The sequence below is a fragment of the Amycolatopsis orientalis DSM 43388 genome, from assembly GCF_000411975.1.
Classification (GTDB): Bacteria; Actinomycetota; Actinomycetes; order Mycobacteriales; family Pseudonocardiaceae; genus Amycolatopsis; species Amycolatopsis orientalis_D.
Genome location: NZ_ASXG01000124.1, coordinates 25,473 through 42,030, shown reverse-complemented (window position 1 = coordinate 42,030; position 16,558 = coordinate 25,473). Strand labels below are relative to the sequence as shown.

Sequence of the window (16,558 nt, the reverse complement as noted above, 5' to 3'; positions counted from 1 at the left end):
TGCATCGCGATGGTGATCATCTGGAACGACCTGGCGTGCGGCGACCGGGAGGCTGCGGCGTGCTCGTGGCGCTGAACTCCGTGTTCCAGGTGCTCATGTTCGGGGTGCTGGGCTGGTTCTACCTGTCGGTGCTGCTCGGCTGGCTCGGTCTGCCGACCACGCAACTGGCCGTGTCGGGATGGTGGATCGCCAAGAGTGTGCTGATCTTCCTCAGCATCCCGCTGGTCGCCAAGGTCGGGCCCGTCGTGCTGTTCGCGCTGCAGGGGCACCAGATCACCGGCCATCCTCTCGACGTCGCGCGTATCGCGCTGTCGCCGCTGGCCTGTTTCGCCGTGATGGGCCGGGTCGTACGCGCTGGGGAAGGCGCGCGGGCAGAGCTACGAGCGGACCACCACGCTCGCGTTCACCGCGGCGGGCGACAACTTCGAGCTGGCCATCGCGGTCGCGATCGCCACGTTCGGCGCCACGAGCGGGCCGGCGCTCGCCGGGGTGGTCGGCCCGCTGATCGAGGTGCCCGTGCTCCTCGCGCTGGTGTACGTCTCGTTCGCCCTTCGTCCACGATGAGGCAAACCTGACGCCTGAGGTGCTGTTCGTCTGCGTGCACAACGCGGGTCGCTCGCAGATGGCGGCCGCGTTGCTGGACCACCACGCGCGCGGCGCGGTCACGGTGCGCTCGGCCGGGTCGGTGCCGGCGAACACCCTCAATCCCGCCGTGGTGACGGTCATGGGCCAGCTCGGCTTCGACCTGTCGCGGGAGTTCCCGGAGCCGCTGACCACGGGAGGCCGTCCGCGCGGCCGACGTCGTGATCAGGATGAGCTGCAGCGACGCGTGCCCGGTCTTTCCCGGCAAGCGTTATCTGGACTGGCAGCTCGACGACCCCTGCGGACAGGCCGGTCGGGGAGGTCCGGCGGATCCACGACGAGATCGACCGGATGGTCCGCGCGCTGCTCGCGGAACTTGTGAGGCCCGGGCGAGGGGTTCAGGAGTCCGGTGGGTGAGCCGGTCCCTGTGTTGCCGTGGCTGGTGGGTGGTCGCGGTGGTAGCGTCGCCAGATCAGGCGGTGGAGCCCGACCAGGCGGGGCACGCTGCGCAGTCCGGGGATGAACGGCACGCAGATCAGGATCAGGCTCAGTAGCGCCATCAGTGCCCAGATCCAGGCATCGGCGTTGTCGGAGTGTGCGAACGACGGGATCTGGTACCAGAACGTGTAGAGCCACAGCCACGCCTGGCCGGGGTAGTTGCCGGTCTCGTTCATCATGCCCCACTGGTCGCCCGAGAGGTGCCGGGAGTCGGCGATGCCGGCGAAGTAGCCTCCGTCGGCGAGGAACAGCAGGGGTTTGGTGTAGTTCGTGGTGTAGAACCCGCTGTTGCCGACGAGCGCGCTATCAAGGCCGCCGGTCTGGGCCAGCCGGAGCAGGCGGCCGGTCAGCACGGGTACGGGCCCGTAGTCTCCCGGTGCGACCTTGGCGGGGTCGTTGCCAGGAGCCTTGCTCAGCGCGTCGTCGTAGTCACCGGCCCAGCGCAGCTGCTGGGCAGCCGAAGCCGAGGTGTAGGTCCGCAGCGCCTGCGTCAGGCGCGGGTCATCCGGAACCGCCTTCAGCGGGCCGAGCACGAAGTCGGTGGCCGGGTCGACCGGTTCCCGTATGCCGCCCCACTTCTGCAGCGTGACCGGTCCCATGTGCTGCCCTTGGCTGCTGTCGTTGTACGGGGGGCCGTAGGTCGCTGTGTCGCTGGTACCGCCGAGTTCGGTGACGGTGGTGGTCACGAAGTCCGCCGGATCCGCGTTGGCCCACTGACGCAGGCTGATGGCGTGATCGTCTGGCGAGCTGAGTACGGTGGCGAGCAAAGCCGTCAGCATGCCGGTCACGACCAGCGCGATGACGAACTCCTTGACCAGGTCGTAGTGCCGCGTCGGGCCGCGCCACGGCCCGTCGGCGTGGTGGCGCTTGCTCGGTCGCGTGCCGGTTCGGGTCGTCATCGTCGCGTCCCTTCTGTCTCCGGTGCAGCCGCCAGCTGTTCCTGCTCCTCGGGCTCGGCCCCGATTGGGGGGACCACCCCGCGCCTGCGTACCAGCAGGATGTGCCAGACGATGAGGACGCCCAGTACCAGTGGGAGCAGCAGCACGTGCCAGAGCAGCATCTGCCCGGTGTCGAGGACGTTGAACCAGGCTCCGATGCCGACAGAGTTGAGGCCGTCCTTCGCCTGGGTCGAGATCCACTGTGCATCGAAGTTGGTCTGTACCAGATATCCGGTGAACGCGGTGGCGATCGAGCCGAGGAACGCGATCGAGCCCGTCACCCAGGTTGCCGCGCGCCGGCCGCGCCAGGCGGCCATGAAGAACTTGCCCCACAGGTGGATGACCATGAAGAAGAAGAAGAGTTCCACGCCCCACAGGTGCAGGGAGTTCACGAAATGCCCGACCGGCGAGGTGTGCCACCACACCGGGCCTTCCAGTGCCAGCCAGGTGCCGGAGAAGATCACCCAGATCAGCGCGGTGAGGGTCAGCACCCCGAAGACGTAGATCCAGCTCGACACGTATGCCGGCTGACGGTCGGGCATCAGCCTGTCCGGCGGCAGTGCGCGCACCGCCCGTCGCCGCAGGCGAGCGGTCCAGTTCCGTGGGTCCACGCCGTCGCCGAACTCGTCCGTTCGCGTTTGCCCCTTGCCTGGTTCCGTGCTCATCGCCGGTCGCCTCCCCGGGGAAACGGCAACGCGATGGCCAGCGCGAACACCAGCAGCATCAACAGGATGACGACGAGGTTCGCCACCGAGATCTGGATGACGCCCCAATGCAGGTAGTGACCGGTGGTGTTCAGATCCACCGGCCCGCGGGCGAAAACAGCCATGCCATACCTCCTGATCCGGCCGTATCGCCGGCCTGCTGTCTGCAGGCATGGTGTTCGCCCCCGCGACGGCAGATGTAGTGGCCAAAGTCCCCTGCCCCGAGGACGATCGCCACTGACCAGACGGTCCTAACCGGACTATTTCCACCTTTCTGCCGAAACCCCGCTCGACCGAAGTCGCCGCCTGCCGCCTCCCGGCGCGCGGCTAGCAGCATCAAGATCGACCCGCGCCAAGCGCACGTCGACATACAACCGACCGGCCGCCACGCTCTGGAGGCCGCCGCCGTCGGAAAAGTAGCTGATGTACGTCGAGATCCTCACCGAGCCCAAGCTTGAGTTCGGCGAGGGGCAACGCCGCGTTGACCCTCGCTTCGGCATCTCTACGTACGGTCCTGCCGACGTGGGCCTCGTGTCGGTGACAAGATTTCGCAGAGGGATCATCCCCGCCTGCGCGGGGAGCACATGTTGCCGCTGCGCCAGTGCCGGTACTGGCAGGGATCATCCCCGCCTGCGCGGGGAGCACGTCCGGGATCTGGTTGATCGAGCTGACATGGCGGGATCATCCCCGCCTGCGCGGGGAGCACGTGTCCGGGTGGACAGTCGGTGACACGCTGTTGGGATCATCCCCGCCTGCGCGGGGAGCACGTCAACGGCGTCTTTGTGCCAAGCCATTTCACGGGATCATCCCCGCCTGCGCGGGGAGCACGTTCCGCGGGCGAGTACTTCCGCGGGGGCGACGGGATCATCCCCGCCTGCGCGGGGAGCACCCACTTCCACAGTTTCCGGCCGTTGGGGGTGGCGGATCATCCCCGCCTGCGCGGGGAGCACGGCTGTCCATCCGGATTGAGCGTAGGTGTCCCCCGGATCATCCCCGCCTGCGCGGGGAGCACGATGGTCGCCGGGTCCGGCATCCCGGGGTTGATGGATCATCCCCGCCTGCGCGGGGAGCACGCCCGGCGGGCGTCCTCGGCGAACCTACCGCCCGGATCATCCCCGCCTGCGCGGGGAGCACGTCCGCTTAGGGCGAAGGAACGCGGCGTACTGCGGATCATCCCCGCCTGCGCGGGGAGCACTTCCAGCCGCCAGGGTGATCGCCCCAGTACCGGGGATCATCCCCGCCTGCGCGGGGAGCACGTCAGGATGTAGTACAGCGAGTCGTACATCGGGGGATCATCCCCGCCTGCGCGGGGAGCACAGCGGCTCCCGGTTACCCACCAGCAGATACTGCGGATCATCCCCGCCTGCGCGGGGAGCACACTGGTGGCTCTGACGGCACGTGGCTGATGGCGTTACGCGGATCATCCCCGCCTGCGCGGGGAGCACGCCGCCCCACCGTTCTTCAGCAGCCATGTGGCGGGATCATCCCCGCCTGCGCGGGGAGCACATCCTCATCCAGCATCCGGGGATCTACTACCTGGGATCATCCCCGCCTGCGCGGGGAGCACCAGGCCGGAAGTCGGCAGCGCGTACAGACCCTCGGATCATCCCCGCCTGCGCGGGGAGCACAGTCGGAAGGGGTGCGGGTCGGGTTTGCCGTCCGGATCATCCCCGCCTGCGCGGGGAGCACAGGATGTTCCCTAGTGCACCTTGGATCCGCGCCGGATCATCCCCGCCTGCGCGGGGAGCACGGACGATCAACGGTCCCGGATCGACCATCCTTCGGATCATCCCCGCCTGCGCGGGGAGCACGTGGACAGGCTCACCGCATGGCTGAACCGGGGGGGATCATCCCCGCCTGCGCGGGGAGCACCGGGGCGGTCAGGTTCTCCGGGTCCGCAGAGGCGGATCATCCCCGCCTGCGCGGGGAGCACGCGTCCGTGGCGTCATCGGCCTGGATCGCGATGGGATCATCCCCGCCTGCGCGGGGAGCACAGCGCGCCGCACCTTCACCACGCGTCCAGTACGGATCATCCCCGCCTGCGCGGGGAGCACGTTTCCCGCGTTCAGGCTCGACCCCTGCAGACCGGATCATCCCCGCCTGCGCGGGGAGCACGACGAGTACGCGTTCAACACCGACCTGGTGACCGGATCATCCCCGCCTGCGCGGGGAGCACGTCCACAGTTTCTTCCACACGGTGGCTCAGCCCGGATCATCCCCGCCTGCGCGGGGAGCACATCGGATCGGTCAACTTCCCGCTGGGGTATGGGGGATCATCCCCGCCTGCGCGGGGAGCACGACGAAGCCTTGCTCAGAACTTCTCTGCGACAGGGATCATCCCCGCCTGCGCGGGGAGCACTTCCCGGACTTCGGGGGCTCGTGCCCTGCGGCGGGATCATCCCCGCCTGCGCGGGGAGCACGCCCAGCTCAGGCGGCAGTACACAGCTGATCTCGGATCATCCCCGCCTGCGCGGGGAGCACATTAGCTATCGATGCGACGTGCTCGTCAACCTCGGATCATCCCCGCCTGCGCGGGGAGCACACTTCTTGACCTGGGTCGATGTGATCAGATCTGCTCGATTTGCTTCACTTTGCCCCGACTCAAGATCAATCTTTCTCGTTTGCCGGCGGTGGTTTCGGGCGGAATTTTCGTCGCGCTTGCCGACGTTTCCACACGGTCTCATCTCGCATGGACGTTCCACCACGGGAGGGGCGGGCTGGTCTTCGTTGTTGCTGTGTCGGTCCGTTGGCCGGGATGTAGTCGGGGACCGTTTGTCGGCGTATGAGGGTGATGCCGTCGTAGTCGACAGGTGTCCAGTCGTGTCCGTGTACCTCGAACGCGAGTCGTTGCTCGCCGTTCACGGTGTAAACCATGAGCGCTCGTCCGTCGTCGACGAACTCGATGACGCGTTCCCATGTCAGTTCGCGGACGCGGGTGGGTAGATGCCCGACGAACACGCCTGGACTGATTTCCAGTAGCCACCGGGTGAGGTGCCCGCGGAGTCCGGGTGGCACGGCGGTCAGGACGATGACGATCATGTGTCGCTCCGGTATGAAACGCCGCCGGGCACCGATTCGTGGCGCTCGTCCCACAACGAGAGGACGTCGACCTCGAAGTAGTCGTCACCGGTCTTGTCGTCGGCTTCGTCGCCCAACAGGAGGCGTTGGATGTCGCGGGTGCATCGTTGCAGGAGTTTGCCTTTGTGGAGAGCGTCTCGCACACGCCGTCGTGCTTCGCCTGCGATGTCGTCACATGAGCTTGCGGCTATGTCGAAGGCCACCGGGATTGTGAGTTCGGCTTTGTACAGGTCGGCGATGTCGTAGACGAAGGATCTGTGGTGTCCGGTGTGGACGAATCCGAGCGCTGGCGAGCAGCCGAGTGCGACGATGATGGAATGCACAATGCCGTAGAGCGCGGCGTTGGTGGCGGACAGGGCCTTGTTCACCTCGTCGCCGGCGTCCCAGTCGTCGACATCGTAGGTCCGACTGGTCCAGTCCACTCCGGTGCGTTCGGAGTGTTCGCGGTACACGCGGCGGACGCGGGCGCCTTCCCGGCCTCGTAGCTGCTGCATGTTCAGGGTCGAGACGTCTTCGTCGGGGAAGCGCATCTCATACATCGCCCGCGCGACACGCAAGCGAGACCGGGTGTTGGTCACCGCTTCGGCCTGTGCGAGCAGCAGCCGCGATGAGCGGGCGAGTGAGACGCCGTGAGCGTAGTAGCGTACGCCCCGCTCGCCGACCCATACGACGGTCGATCCGCTGTCGGACATGAGGGTGATCGCTTGGTGGGTGATCGTGGTGCCGGGACCGAGCAGCAGAACCCCGACTGCCGCGGCCGGGATGTGCACGGTTCCGCGCTCGTCCGTCGCGGTGATCGCGTTGCTGTCGCGGTTGACGACACAGCGGTCGAGGTAGAGGAACGACAGCCGGTCGGATGCTCGCACCAGGTCCTTCGGCTGGGAGACGTGCCGGCCGATCGTGTTCATGCGGAGCTTCCGGCCGGGGCGGCGAGGGTGAGCAGTCCGCAGCCGTAGGACTTGGCGCGGCCGATGCCGAAGGTCAGCGCGCGTTTGAGCAGCGTGGTGTCCTCGACGTCGAGGTGGCCTTCGAACGTCGCTGTGGACAGCGTGACCCGCACACCTTTGCGGCCGAAGCGGCGGATGCCTCGTTCGACCACCGCGAGGTCGTGTTCGCCCTGTCCGACCGCACTGTCGGGGATACGGAATCCGAGCCGGGCGGCCCGGCCGAGCAGCCATTGTTGCTGCTGCGCGATCGTGACGTGTCCGACGGGTTTGGTGTCCTCCCCGTCGCGCAGCCGGACCGAGTGCACGGGGTTGGCGGTCAACCGGAACTGCCATCGTTGTCCTTTGCGCAGCGACTCCAGCAGCCCGTCGTAGACGCGCGTGTCCCACGCCTCGGTGGAGGGCCAGCCGGCTTGCTCGACGATGTGGGTGAAGTCGGGCTTGCCCGGGCTGGCGACGAACAGCAGAACCCGATGGGTGCCGTAGGTGTCGACGCGCCACAGCACGCGCCCTCGCTCGGTGGGTCGCGCATCGGCGAATCCGGCCAGTACGGCGGCGTGCATCGCGTGCGGTGACGACAGCAACAACCGCGATCCGCGGCGGCGAGGATTGATCGGCATCTGGGTCAGGAACACGAAGGTCCTCCCAACGCCGACATCGGGTTGTGCTCCGTGGAGGGGTCGACCACGCCGTGCGGGTTGGCGATCTCGACGCTGCCGCGTGTGACGGGTCGCCAGGCGTATTCGCGACGGTTGGGATCGAAGCTCACCGGTGCGTCGCGCATCGACTCCGTGCCGGGCTCGCCGGGCGCGGCGTCTCGCATGATCGCGAGTCGTACCACGCGCTCGCGGTGCTGGCGTTGCACGGCTGAGCCGGCCTGCCACGACCAGGTGGCGAGCGCGGTGTGCAGGTCGTCGTCGGTCACGCCCAGAGCGATAGGCCCAGCGGGTGGGCACGATCGGCGACCGAGGTAGAGGGGGAACTGGGGCGCTCGGATGGCTTGGTCGATGCTCTCGACCAGTGACCGGTCCCCTTCCAACACAGCCAGGAACGCGGCGTCGGTGAGGTAGTAGCGATGCGACAGCGGCAGCGAGTGCCACGTGAGGCTGCCGTCGCGTTCGCGTTTCGCGCGCTGGGCGGTCTGAAAGTCCCTCATGAGCTGGCCGGGCTGGTCGACGCGCACGCCGAGGCGCAGCCCGAGCAGGTCCTCGAGTGGGTCGGTCCGGCGTAACCCGTACGCGGCGGCGACGAGTCCGATCACGCCGCTCTTGGTGGGTTCCCGCTCGGTCGCCCGCCGCACGAACCGGCTGCCGGCACCCCAGGACTGCAGGGGTCCCGCCAGCCGCAAGGCGACCACGCTCATGACTGGTCCAGCCGGGCCGCGACCAGATCGCCCACGTTGGTCACGAGCGTGGAAAGCGCCACGTTCTGACCGAGATCGTCCAGACCGGCCGTGTCGTCCCCGACCCGGGTCACCCACGCCGCGATCGGGCACTCACCGTAGGCGCGTTCGATCTCGCGGGCCTCGTCACGTAACGCGTCCGACGCGGCCTTGATCCGGCCCACCACACCGAGTTCCCGGACCGGATGCTCGAACGCACCGACCAGGTTGATCGGCTGGCTCTCACGCACCTGCACCACGACCGCCTCCGGCAGGGTGCGGTTGGCGAAGGTGTTCTGCTTGCCCGTCGGCATCGACCGCACGAACGCCGACACGAAAGCCTCCACGGCCCGCCGGGTCGCGAGCGTGTCGCCGAGGGTCTCGCGCAGCCGGCCCACATTGACTGTCGCGTAACGATAGAGCGTCGAGGAGTTGAACTCGACGGTGCCGATCATGCCGGCACCCGTTTCCTCCTCGGTGTTGCGATCATCGACCGCGGTGAAGTAGTCGAACTCCGTCTCCACGGGGTGCACGCTGATCGCGTGGGCGACCTGCGCGGCGGCGTCGACGTTGATGTCGGCCTGGTCGGCCACCATCCGCCCGAACAGTGCGATGTCGACCGAATGATCACGGTCGGCGAGTTCCTTGACCTTCGCCGCTTTGAGTGCCTTGCCCACGTCGTCGGAATCGGCGGCCTCGATCGCCGCCTGCGCCAGATTCTCGATCTGCCGCCGGCTCAGGAACACCAGGTAGCCGACCTCGGGGGCCGGCTCGTGCCCGGTCTGCTTCTTCGGTACGTCGACCTTCATGCCGATCTGCCGTGTCGTCTCGGCGGCCAGCTCCCGTGCCTGCTGCCCCAGATACGGAGCGCGAGTTTCTATCGCCTCGGCGATCAGCTCCGGTACGCGTTTGGTGCGCACTCCCAGCTCATTGCGGTCGAGGTAGTCGTCGAACGCGACGCGCGTGGCGCGCTTCCAGGCCTGGCTGGAGACCCGTGCCCGGCGTACCCCGCCGTAGGTCGCGGTCTTCGGGCTACCGGTGTCATCACGGTTGATGTTGCTCGGCGGCACGGTCTGCAGGATGTGCAGGTCGATGAAAGTCTGGCTCATGAACTGTCCTCATTCCGGATCGCTGGTGGAGTCGTCATCGGCCGTGGTCCGATAGAACGCGCGTCCCCACGCCAACCGGACGCGCTGCGCACCGGCCGGCGTGAGCAACCCGGCCACGTCATCGGCGAACCGGGCGTAGTCGAGCCCCTGCCGCTCGGTACGCAGCTGGGTGATCAGGCCGCGAGCGTGCATGAGCACCTCGTCGACCGACTGGGCGGTCGCCACCGCCATGAACCGCCGAGTCACGGCCTCCTCGCTGCGCGCATCGCTGAACCGCAGACGGCCCACCGCACGCCCGAACGACACCCCGGGCACGTGGGCGGGCACCGTCAGCGACTGCTGATGCAGCGCGTACAGGGTCAGCGCCGCATGGGCGGCCTGCTCGGCGTAGCTCGGCTCGTCCCGCTGCCAGGTGAGTTCCTCCGGGACCGCGCCCACCGTGATCTCCCACAGGTCCGGCACGCTGCCCGCGGGCTTCCCCAGCCCGCGCCGCAACCGCGCCAGATCGGCACGCGCGGAGGGTGCGGCGCGCAGGTACTCGCGCTGCAGCCGTTCGATCCGCCACGCCAGCGCCCGGCCGAGTGGGCCCAGCCGCCGCGATCGGGTGTCCGCCGCCGCCAGGGTCATCGGACTGCCTCCAGGTCCTGGTCCGCCGAGGGGGCGAACACGAGCGAAAGTGCTGTGCGCAGCGCCGAGTGGAACCACACCTCCGCCAGCGGCACGTTCACCAACCGCTGGTTCACCTCACGTCCGGACCAGGCCGCCGCCGGTGCCCCGCTGATCAGCTGGTCACCGATCTGCCGGCAGGCGCCCCACACGGTTCGCTGCCACGCGGTGCGAGCCACCGTGAGTTCCCGGCCAGGTCCGAGCCCGGCAAGCCACTCCCGGTACGGCCGCTCGAGCACCGCATACACCGTTTCCTGTGCTCGATCACCCGCGCCCGACTTCGGCTCCGCCCCCGCGGCCTGCGCGAGGTTCTCCGCGAACCGCCATACCCGCCCGGCCGCCTGCTCGGCGTCCTCGACAGCGCCCGTGGCCGTTCGGCCCGCGTCCGGCCTGGCCTCCCGCAGCAGCAGCACCGGCAACGGCAACACATCGTCGACGATCTCGGCGTAGGTCGCGCTTTGCGCACCGTATTCGACTCCGAGCGCGCGCAGCCGCACCACGAACTCGTCGGGCAGCACGCCCTCCGCGGCCAGGTCGTCGACCCATTTCAGCACGCCCGGGGCCAGAAAGGCCTGCGGCTGATCGCCCCGGCCCGTCCTTGGCGAGACCGACGGCAACATCGCGGCCAAGCCCCGCCACACCGACCGATTGGGGTCATGCGCCCGCGGCATGTAGACGGTCGTCTTGAGTTTCTTGCTCTGCGCCTCGCTGTATCGCCAGGCGCTGTGCGGATCCACCATGTGCCGGTTCTGCGGCTGGATCTTGTCGCCATTGGACAGCAACACACCGGTGACCCCATCGCGGCCACCGAACAGCCGGACCCGCCGGGTCTGCCACGTGTACAGATCGATCGCGCCCTCCGGCGGGCGCTCCCGCCACCGCGCCGTGTCCGGCTCCCGCTCCCACGGCGGCACGTCACCAGGGCCACCGACGTCCACATAGGACGGCACATCCCGGGCGATCAGGTTCAGCAACAGGCTCTCACGGAGATTACGTCCCTGCGCCAGGACACCGCCGAGTTGACCGGACCAGCCCGGACCGATGGGATATCCCTTACCGCCTTTCACAGTGGGATCACCTGCGGCACCCGACTTGATGCCCGACGGGTCGAAGGCATGCACGTGAACGAGCCAGCGCGCGGCCTCTTCAGGGCGAAGCCGCCGCAGGCTCGACGCCGACCGCGTGGTGAACAGCGGCTCGCCATTGGGCACATCCGCGACAATCTTCTCCAGCCCGGAGGCCTCTCCCTTTTCTGTCCGCAGATCAGCGACCTGGAAGAACGGGGCCTGCGGATCGAACAGGTCGAAGCGAGACCGGACACGCGCGGCATAATCTTGGATCACCGGCATCGGCAACATCGGTTCCTGCCACAGACCTGCCCATTCCTGCTGATCTTGCGGGCCATCGAGCGCGCGATGCAGAAACGCCAGCAGCAACCGCGTGATGGCGAAGGCCTGGGTGGGAACCTCACCCCCGATCACCGTCAAACCGGCCGCCTGCTCGAACAACTCGAGGATCGAGACCTCGTGCTCGCGCCCATCCGGCGCCAGGACAAGGATCCACGGCTCGTCGAGAAGATTGAACTCGCTCTCACCCGGCATCGTCGAAGACCTCCAATCCGCGCTCCTGGCTGTAGCGGATGCGGCGGTCGGTGATCCGACCCCACCCGTCCTCATCCACGACCAGGACAGGTAGCCGATAAATCAGTGGAGACTGCTCCCACGCCGGCGGCGTAGCCTGCCAGAGCTCTTCTTCCGCGGCGGCGTTGCTGAAGGTGAGCGGGAGGCGTAACGCGCACGCGGCCATGACTTCGGCGAGGTCGTTCGGCGGCGTCTTCTCACAGGGAATGGGCGATCTCCCCTGATCGGCGAGCCACCCCGGCGTGCGCCACTGGCCGTCCGCGTCGCGGCAGACGAGCAGTACTTCCAGGCTCGGCGCCCCGTCCCGGACCTGCCCCTGACCCTGCGCGTCGTCATCGGTTTCTCCGACGCCGGCCGACAGCCACCCGACGATCGCCTTACCAGGCCGCGTCGGCCCCGCCAGCTGAAAATCGTGGGCCCGCTGCTCGCGCCGCGCCGTGCGATCCGACCACTGCTCACGTGCCGTGGCGATGGCCTCCTGCCACTCGGCGGGACCGATGTCACCGGCCCCGTAGGCGAGTTGGACCAGCGGGGCGATGTCGCCGGGCAGATCGACTGTCGAACCGAAATGGCCGACCAGGACCGCCGCCGCACGTAGCAGGGGATACCGCCCGTACACGTAGCGCTCAGCAGCCGGGTCGAGCTGGGGCGGGCTCGCGTCGAAATCCGCTCCCGTGACGTAAACACACGCATGACGGAGTCTCGCGGGCCGATCCCGCTGGTGCCGATGGACTCGGCCTACGCGTTGCAGGACGAGATCGATCGGCGCCAGATCCGTGACCAGAAGGTCGAAGTCCACGTCGAGCGACTGTTCCACGACCTGCGACGCGACCACGATGTGCCGCCACGGCCGGTGCGTCGACCGTTGTGGGGAGCCGAAGCGATCCAGCAGTTCGGTGTCCTTGCGCAGCCGGTCAGCCACGATGAAACGCGCATGCGTCACGCTGACCTCGCCAGGAAACTCCTGCTCGAGCCGCTGCGCGGCGGCGAGAACCCGGCGCACGGTGTTGCGCACGACCAGCGCCGTTCCTCCCTCGGCAAGCGTGTCGCACAGCAGCGACACCAGATGGTCGAGATCATCCGGGAGACTGTTCAGGGCGACCGAAGTAGACCGTCCCGAGGCCGGCACCGCGCGCGTCGTCGTGGAGTTGCCGCGGGTCCACGTCAGCGCCGGGTATGTGGTCTCGTCACTTGTCGCGACCGCGTCAGATCCCGATCCGGACTGGTACGCCGCCAGCAGAGCCCTGCGTTGCTCGACCGGCAGCGTCGCCGAAAGCGTCACAACCGGCACGCGATAGGCCCCCAGCCAGGTAAGCACCTTGAGCAGATACGAGTTCATGTAGGCGTCATAGGCGTGGATCTCGTCGATCATCACGACCTTGCCCGCCAGCGCCAAATGGCGCAGCATCAGGTGGCGCGCTTTCAACCCTGCGAACAACAACTGGTCGATCGTCGCGACAGCGAAGTTCGCGAGCAACGCCTTCTTCCGCCCGGCCAGCCAGGAATGAGCCGCGACAGCGTGGTCAGGTCCGTCGCCGTCTCGCTCGTCACAGCCCACTTGCCGGAGCCGACCGGCCGGGAGAAGCCCCTCATACAAACGGTTGAACCGTGCTCTGCCATGGCCGAGCACGATCGAGCCCCCCACGTGGCACCCTGCTGCCTTCATCCCATCCAGCCAGTCGACCACCCGCGTGAACATGGCATCGGTCGTTGCCTGCGTCGGGAGCGCGACCAGCACACCGCCCGCGCCCCACCGAGCCGCCAGGATCTCGGCCGCCGCCAGCGCTGCCTCGGTCTTGCCCTCACCCATCGGTGCTTCGACGACCAGCAGCCCAGGCTCGGTCATCGCCTCCGCCACCTCGCAGGCCGCCTCCTGCACCGGGCGAGGTCGCGCGCCAGCGGGTAACCGGAAGCGCGCCGCGAAGAAGGACTCCCTGTCACCGACCGGTGGGCGCGGCGCCCATGGGCAGGGCAGCTGAAGTCGAGCGAGAGCCTGCCGCACCCGGCCCTGGTCTGCAGTGACTTCGGGCAACCGCCCATGGTGATACGGCAGGAGGTCCTGATTGCTGGCAATCCAGTCCGACACGATCACCAACGCCGTCGCCAGCACCTGAAACGGGGCGGACAAGGACACCTCGGCCAGCCTGTCCAGACGGGCTCTCAAGCCCACGCGGCCAACGACACGCTCCACCAGTTCCCGCTGAACAGCCGACCAGGTGTCCCGGCCGTACAAGTCGGGAACCTCGCTCGGCCGGGCTGCTTTCTCCGAATCGGCGTCCGGCGGGACACCGTGATGCCCGCCCAGAATCGCGCCCCACGTCCGAGCGACATTCTTCGGCCACCCGTTCCCGACCAGCCATCCAACCAGCAAATGGTGACTCGCCACCGCGTGGTGGGCCACGTGCCGATCCACCAGCCCGCTCTTGCCGGTGGGCATATAGAGCCCGTGTTCGCGCATGACCTGGGCGAGCCCGACATGCTGCACCGCGAAAGCCGGAGTTGCCTTTCCCAAATCGTGCGAGCCCGCCAAGAACTGCATCGCGGACCGGGCCAGCATCCGGTCGCCACCGAACTGGTCAACGAACAGCGCCACAACATTGGCAGGAAGCCAGACATCGAACAGGGCACCCGCGATGTCACCGGCATCATCCATGTGTTGCCACAACGGCAGCCAGCCACCAACCTCATCCGTGGATTTAGCCCACACAGAGCGCGCCGCTGCGCTGAGTACCATCGTGCTCCCGCACCAGAACTGTTCGCCGACCAACACGGACGAAGTCGGTCTGAGGCACACCGTCGTTACGCCACGATTAGGTGAATCGCAAGTTGGGCCAGGCGCAGGTGGGCGTGACAGATTTCGTGACATGAAACGGGGTCGAACAATGCCTCATGACAGGGCCTGCCACAATCAGCGGAAGATAAAATACCTGGTAGCAGCCCTGGCCGACCGCGAAGTCGCGCCTTCACCCCGCGCTCGCCGCCCAGGTGTCACCGAGAGTCACCCTGGCGGTTTCGGCGGGCGGGTTGGCCGTATCCGTCGCGCCGAACCTTGACATGAGGGGCCTTCACGGAGACCGGTAAGCCGCTGACCAGCAGGTTTAGGTTCGCATACTGGCTTGTTGGGTGCACCACAAGGATGGGAACGGGAGAGATGTCAGACATGACATCCTCCTCTTTCTCGTGTTTACGCTGGTCAATGCGCTTGCTGCGGTCAAACGGTAAGATGACGGCACCGCGAGCAGCCTGCCGCACCGCTGAGACTGCGGGTCCTACGAGCGTGGCTGTGCACTTGATCTGGTTGGCGCGCTTCTGGTAGCGCACCTCAAGCCGGAGGGCTTCGAAGAGTCGCCGTGCGACGTCCTCGGGCAACTCCTCGACCCGAACCTCGCCCACGGGCAGAGCGTCAAGCAGGTCAGGGTTGACCGCCTGCTGATTCTCCTCCTCGATCTGGGCGAGCTGGACTTCGAGCTGAGATTTGCGTTCGTGAAGCTCACTGCGCTCGTCGTTGATCTCGCCGACAAGTTCCTTGGTCGGCTTTTCGAACAGCGCGAAACTGCGGACGACGTTCTTGATCATGCGAACGGTGTCGTTGATCTCGCGGCGCAGTGCGTCGATGCGCTGCTCTCGTTCCCGCTGCGCGGCAGCGCCGAGTTCGCGAGCGGCATCCCCCAGCAGGCTGCGGCGGTAGGTGCCGAAGATGTGGGCGGACAGGAACTCGTTGAGCTTGTCGACGATGGCGTCTTCGCGGATCCAGAAGCTTCCCGCGGCGGGGTGCCCCTCGGGGACGTACCCCTTCTTCGGGGCGCAGACGTAGTAGGCGTGGCCTCGGCGGGTCTTGCCGTTCATGCGGCGGCCGCAGTCGCCGCAGAACAGGTAGGTGCGCAGCAGGTAGCTGCGCTTGGTCTGGGGATGTTTGACGTTGGTGTTGTTGCCGGTGCTGCGGGAGCCGAAGCGGTGGCCGCTGACGTCCTGGGCTTGCAGCCAGTCCTCCAGGGTGACGAGAGCTTCGTGGACGGGTTTCGTGGTCCAGATCCATTCCCCGATGGGGTTGGCGCGGTTTCCTCGGGACTTGCGTCCGCTGCGGTTCCACACCATGTGCCCGGTGTACTTGGGATTGGTGAGGATGTCGCGCACGTTCGAGTAGGTCCAGCGGCCGACGGCACGTTTCGGGTCGACGGGGACGGGCGGCGGGTAGCTGGAGGGGTCGAGGTTGAGGCGGTCCGCGATGGCTTGGTAGCCGAGCCGTTCGGTGATTCGCCAGTGGTATGCCTTGCGCACCGCGGGCGCCTGGGCTGGGTCGACGTCGAGGAAGGTTTTCTTGGCGCCCTTGGCGCGCTTGGCGGGAACCGGGTGCGGTACGTGACGCGCACGGTAGCCGTAGCAGGCTTTGCCGATGTTGTACCCGGCTTCGGTGTGGGTAGCGTAGCCGTCCCAGGACTTCTCCAGCATGTCTACGACGTAAAACTCGGAGATGCTCTGCTTGACCCGCCGGGTCAACAGTTGCGTGGCAGTCTTGGGTTTTCGACCGTCCACTGTGGTCAGTTGAAAGGGCTCGTCTGCGGCAAGCAGGCGCACTCCGGCGCGCTCCAAGCGATGTTCGATGGTGGTGCCGTAGTACATGTGCCGGGCGGTGCGCTCGATCGACTCGCAGATGACATAGTCGAACCGCCGATCAGGCCGTTCGGCCTCGGCGAGCAGATCCTGGATACCCCCGTCACGCGGGATCGGGATGTCGAACTGTTCGTGCGCGCGGCCGCTTCCACGAGCGTCGAGATCCATGCGCCCGGACTCGACGTCGTAGAAATGCGCGACGATGAGGCCGCCTTCGGGAAGCGAGCGTTGCGACGACCCCAACTGGCGCGGCAAGGAGAGGGTCGGGTCCTGCATGTCCCGTGTGGACACACGGCCCAGCCATGCGAAGCGAAGAACCGTCGGCTGCGAGGAGGTGCACATCGGTTCGCAGCCCGCCGCTTTGCCGTAACGACTCCGTACGGGTCCTACGCTGCGTTGTCCAGCCC

Annotated in this window: 12 protein-coding genes, 2 pseudogenes and 1 CRISPR repeat array; of the genes and pseudogenes, 2 read left to right on the top strand and 12 right to left on the bottom strand. The window is 67.4% G+C overall.

What is annotated here, in order from left to right:
* A pseudogene (locus tag L942_RS43865) lies at positions 1–564 on the top strand (ACR3 family arsenite efflux transporter); the annotation flags it as partial.
* A 58-nt stretch (positions 565–622) separates the two neighbouring features.
* Positions 623–999: pseudogene (locus L942_RS43860) on the top strand (arsenate reductase/protein-tyrosine-phosphatase family protein).
* Here L942_RS43860 and L942_RS24275 read toward each other — a convergent pair.
* The 12 genes from L942_RS24275 to L942_RS24230 form a co-directional block, all read right to left on the bottom strand.
* On the bottom strand, positions 981–1,979 hold the full coding sequence (locus L942_RS24275) for a hypothetical protein (RefSeq protein ID WP_051166191.1): 999 nt from the start codon (positions 1,977–1,979) through the stop codon (positions 981–983). The pseudogene L942_RS43860 and the gene L942_RS24275 sit on opposite strands and share 19 nt — an antisense overlap.
* Positions 1,976–2,683 carry a cytochrome b N-terminal domain-containing protein gene (locus L942_RS24270; protein ID WP_081655203.1) on the bottom strand — a complete coding sequence of 236 codons (708 nt, stop codon included), beginning with the start codon at positions 2,681–2,683 and terminating at the stop codon, positions 1,976–1,978. The genes L942_RS24275 and L942_RS24270 overlap by 4 nt, the downstream gene beginning before the upstream one ends.
* On the bottom strand, positions 2,680–2,847 hold the full coding sequence (locus L942_RS44415; RefSeq protein ID WP_158684522.1) for a hypothetical protein: 168 nt from the start codon (positions 2,845–2,847) through the stop codon (positions 2,680–2,682). The genes L942_RS24270 and L942_RS44415 overlap by 4 nt, the downstream gene beginning before the upstream one ends.
* 431 nt (positions 2,848–3,278) lie before the next feature.
* Positions 3,279–5,264: a CRISPR direct-repeat array (repeat unit 28 nt; unit sequence GGATCATCCCCGCCTGCGCGGGGAGCAC).
* 65 nt (positions 5,265–5,329) lie between these two features.
* Entirely contained in the window at positions 5,330–5,761 is a 432-nt protein-coding gene (gene cas2e / locus L942_RS43105; protein WP_081655202.1) for a type I-E CRISPR-associated endoribonuclease Cas2e, read from the bottom strand.
* A complete protein-coding gene (cas1e, locus tag L942_RS24265; protein ID WP_037364606.1) occupies positions 5,758–6,708 on the bottom strand; it encodes a type I-E CRISPR-associated endonuclease Cas1e in 951 nt (316 codons plus the stop codon). The genes cas2e and cas1e overlap by 4 nt, the downstream gene beginning before the upstream one ends.
* On the bottom strand, positions 6,705–7,379 hold the full coding sequence (gene cas6e, locus L942_RS24260; protein WP_037364604.1) for a type I-E CRISPR-associated protein Cas6/Cse3/CasE: 675 nt from the start codon (positions 7,377–7,379) through the stop codon (positions 6,705–6,707). The genes cas1e and cas6e overlap by 4 nt, the downstream gene beginning before the upstream one ends.
* The gene (gene cas5e / locus L942_RS24255) at positions 7,370–8,107 is read right to left on the bottom strand and encodes a type I-E CRISPR-associated protein Cas5/CasD (protein ID WP_037364602.1); all 738 of its coding nucleotides are present in this window, start codon (positions 8,105–8,107) and stop codon (positions 7,370–7,372) included. Before cas5e ends, cas6e begins: the two co-directional genes overlap by 10 nt.
* A complete protein-coding gene (gene cas7e / locus L942_RS24250; protein WP_037364599.1) occupies positions 8,104–9,234 on the bottom strand; it encodes a type I-E CRISPR-associated protein Cas7/Cse4/CasC in 1,131 nt (376 codons plus the stop codon). Before cas7e ends, cas5e begins: the two co-directional genes overlap by 4 nt.
* Positions 9,235–9,243: 9 nt before the next feature.
* Positions 9,244–9,861, bottom strand: coding sequence for a type I-E CRISPR-associated protein Cse2/CasB (gene casB, locus L942_RS24245; protein WP_037364597.1), 618 nt, complete (start codon positions 9,859–9,861; stop codon positions 9,244–9,246).
* Positions 9,858–11,501, bottom strand: a complete 1,644-nt coding sequence (casA, locus tag L942_RS24240; protein ID WP_037364592.1) for a type I-E CRISPR-associated protein Cse1/CasA — start codon at positions 11,499–11,501, stop codon at positions 9,858–9,860. Before casA ends, casB begins: the two co-directional genes overlap by 4 nt.
* A complete protein-coding gene (gene cas3, locus L942_RS24235) occupies positions 11,491–14,310 on the bottom strand; it encodes a CRISPR-associated helicase Cas3' (protein ID WP_200862906.1) in 2,820 nt (939 codons plus the stop codon). Before cas3 ends, casA begins: the two co-directional genes overlap by 11 nt.
* A gap of 218 nt (positions 14,311–14,528) precedes the next feature.
* Entirely contained in the window at positions 14,529–16,427 is a 1,899-nt protein-coding gene (locus tag L942_RS24230; RefSeq protein WP_158684521.1) for a recombinase family protein, read from the bottom strand.
* Between the last annotated feature and the right edge of the window lie 131 nt (positions 16,428–16,558).

Coding starts and splice junctions, on each gene's coding strand:
- cas7e (WP_037364599.1), bottom strand. CDS start 9,234: ATGAGCCAGACTTTCATCGACCTGCACATCCTGCAGACCGTGCCGCCG.
- L942_RS24270 (WP_081655203.1), bottom strand. CDS start 2,683: ATGAGCACGGAACCAGGCAAGGGGCAAACGCGAACGGACGAGTTCGGC.
- L942_RS24275 (WP_051166191.1), bottom strand. CDS start 1,979: ATGACGACCCGAACCGGCACGCGACCGAGCAAGCGCCACCACGCCGAC.
- casA (WP_037364592.1), bottom strand. CDS start 11,501: ATGCCGGGTGAGAGCGAGTTCAATCTTCTCGACGAGCCGTGGATCCTT.
- L942_RS44415 (WP_158684522.1), bottom strand. CDS start 2,847: ATGGCTGTTTTCGCCCGCGGGCCGGTGGATCTGAACACCACCGGTCAC.
- cas1e (WP_037364606.1), bottom strand. CDS start 6,708: ATGAACACGATCGGCCGGCACGTCTCCCAGCCGAAGGACCTGGTGCGA.
- L942_RS24230 (WP_158684521.1), bottom strand. CDS start 16,427: ATGCAGGACCCGACCCTCTCCTTGCCGCGCCAGTTGGGGTCGTCGCAA.
- cas5e (WP_037364602.1), bottom strand. CDS start 8,107: ATGAGCGTGGTCGCCTTGCGGCTGGCGGGACCCCTGCAGTCCTGGGGT.
- cas2e (WP_081655202.1), bottom strand. CDS start 5,761: ATGATCGTCATCGTCCTGACCGCCGTGCCACCCGGACTCCGCGGGCAC.
- casB (WP_037364597.1), bottom strand. CDS start 9,861: ATGACCCTGGCGGCGGCGGACACCCGATCGCGGCGGCTGGGCCCACTC.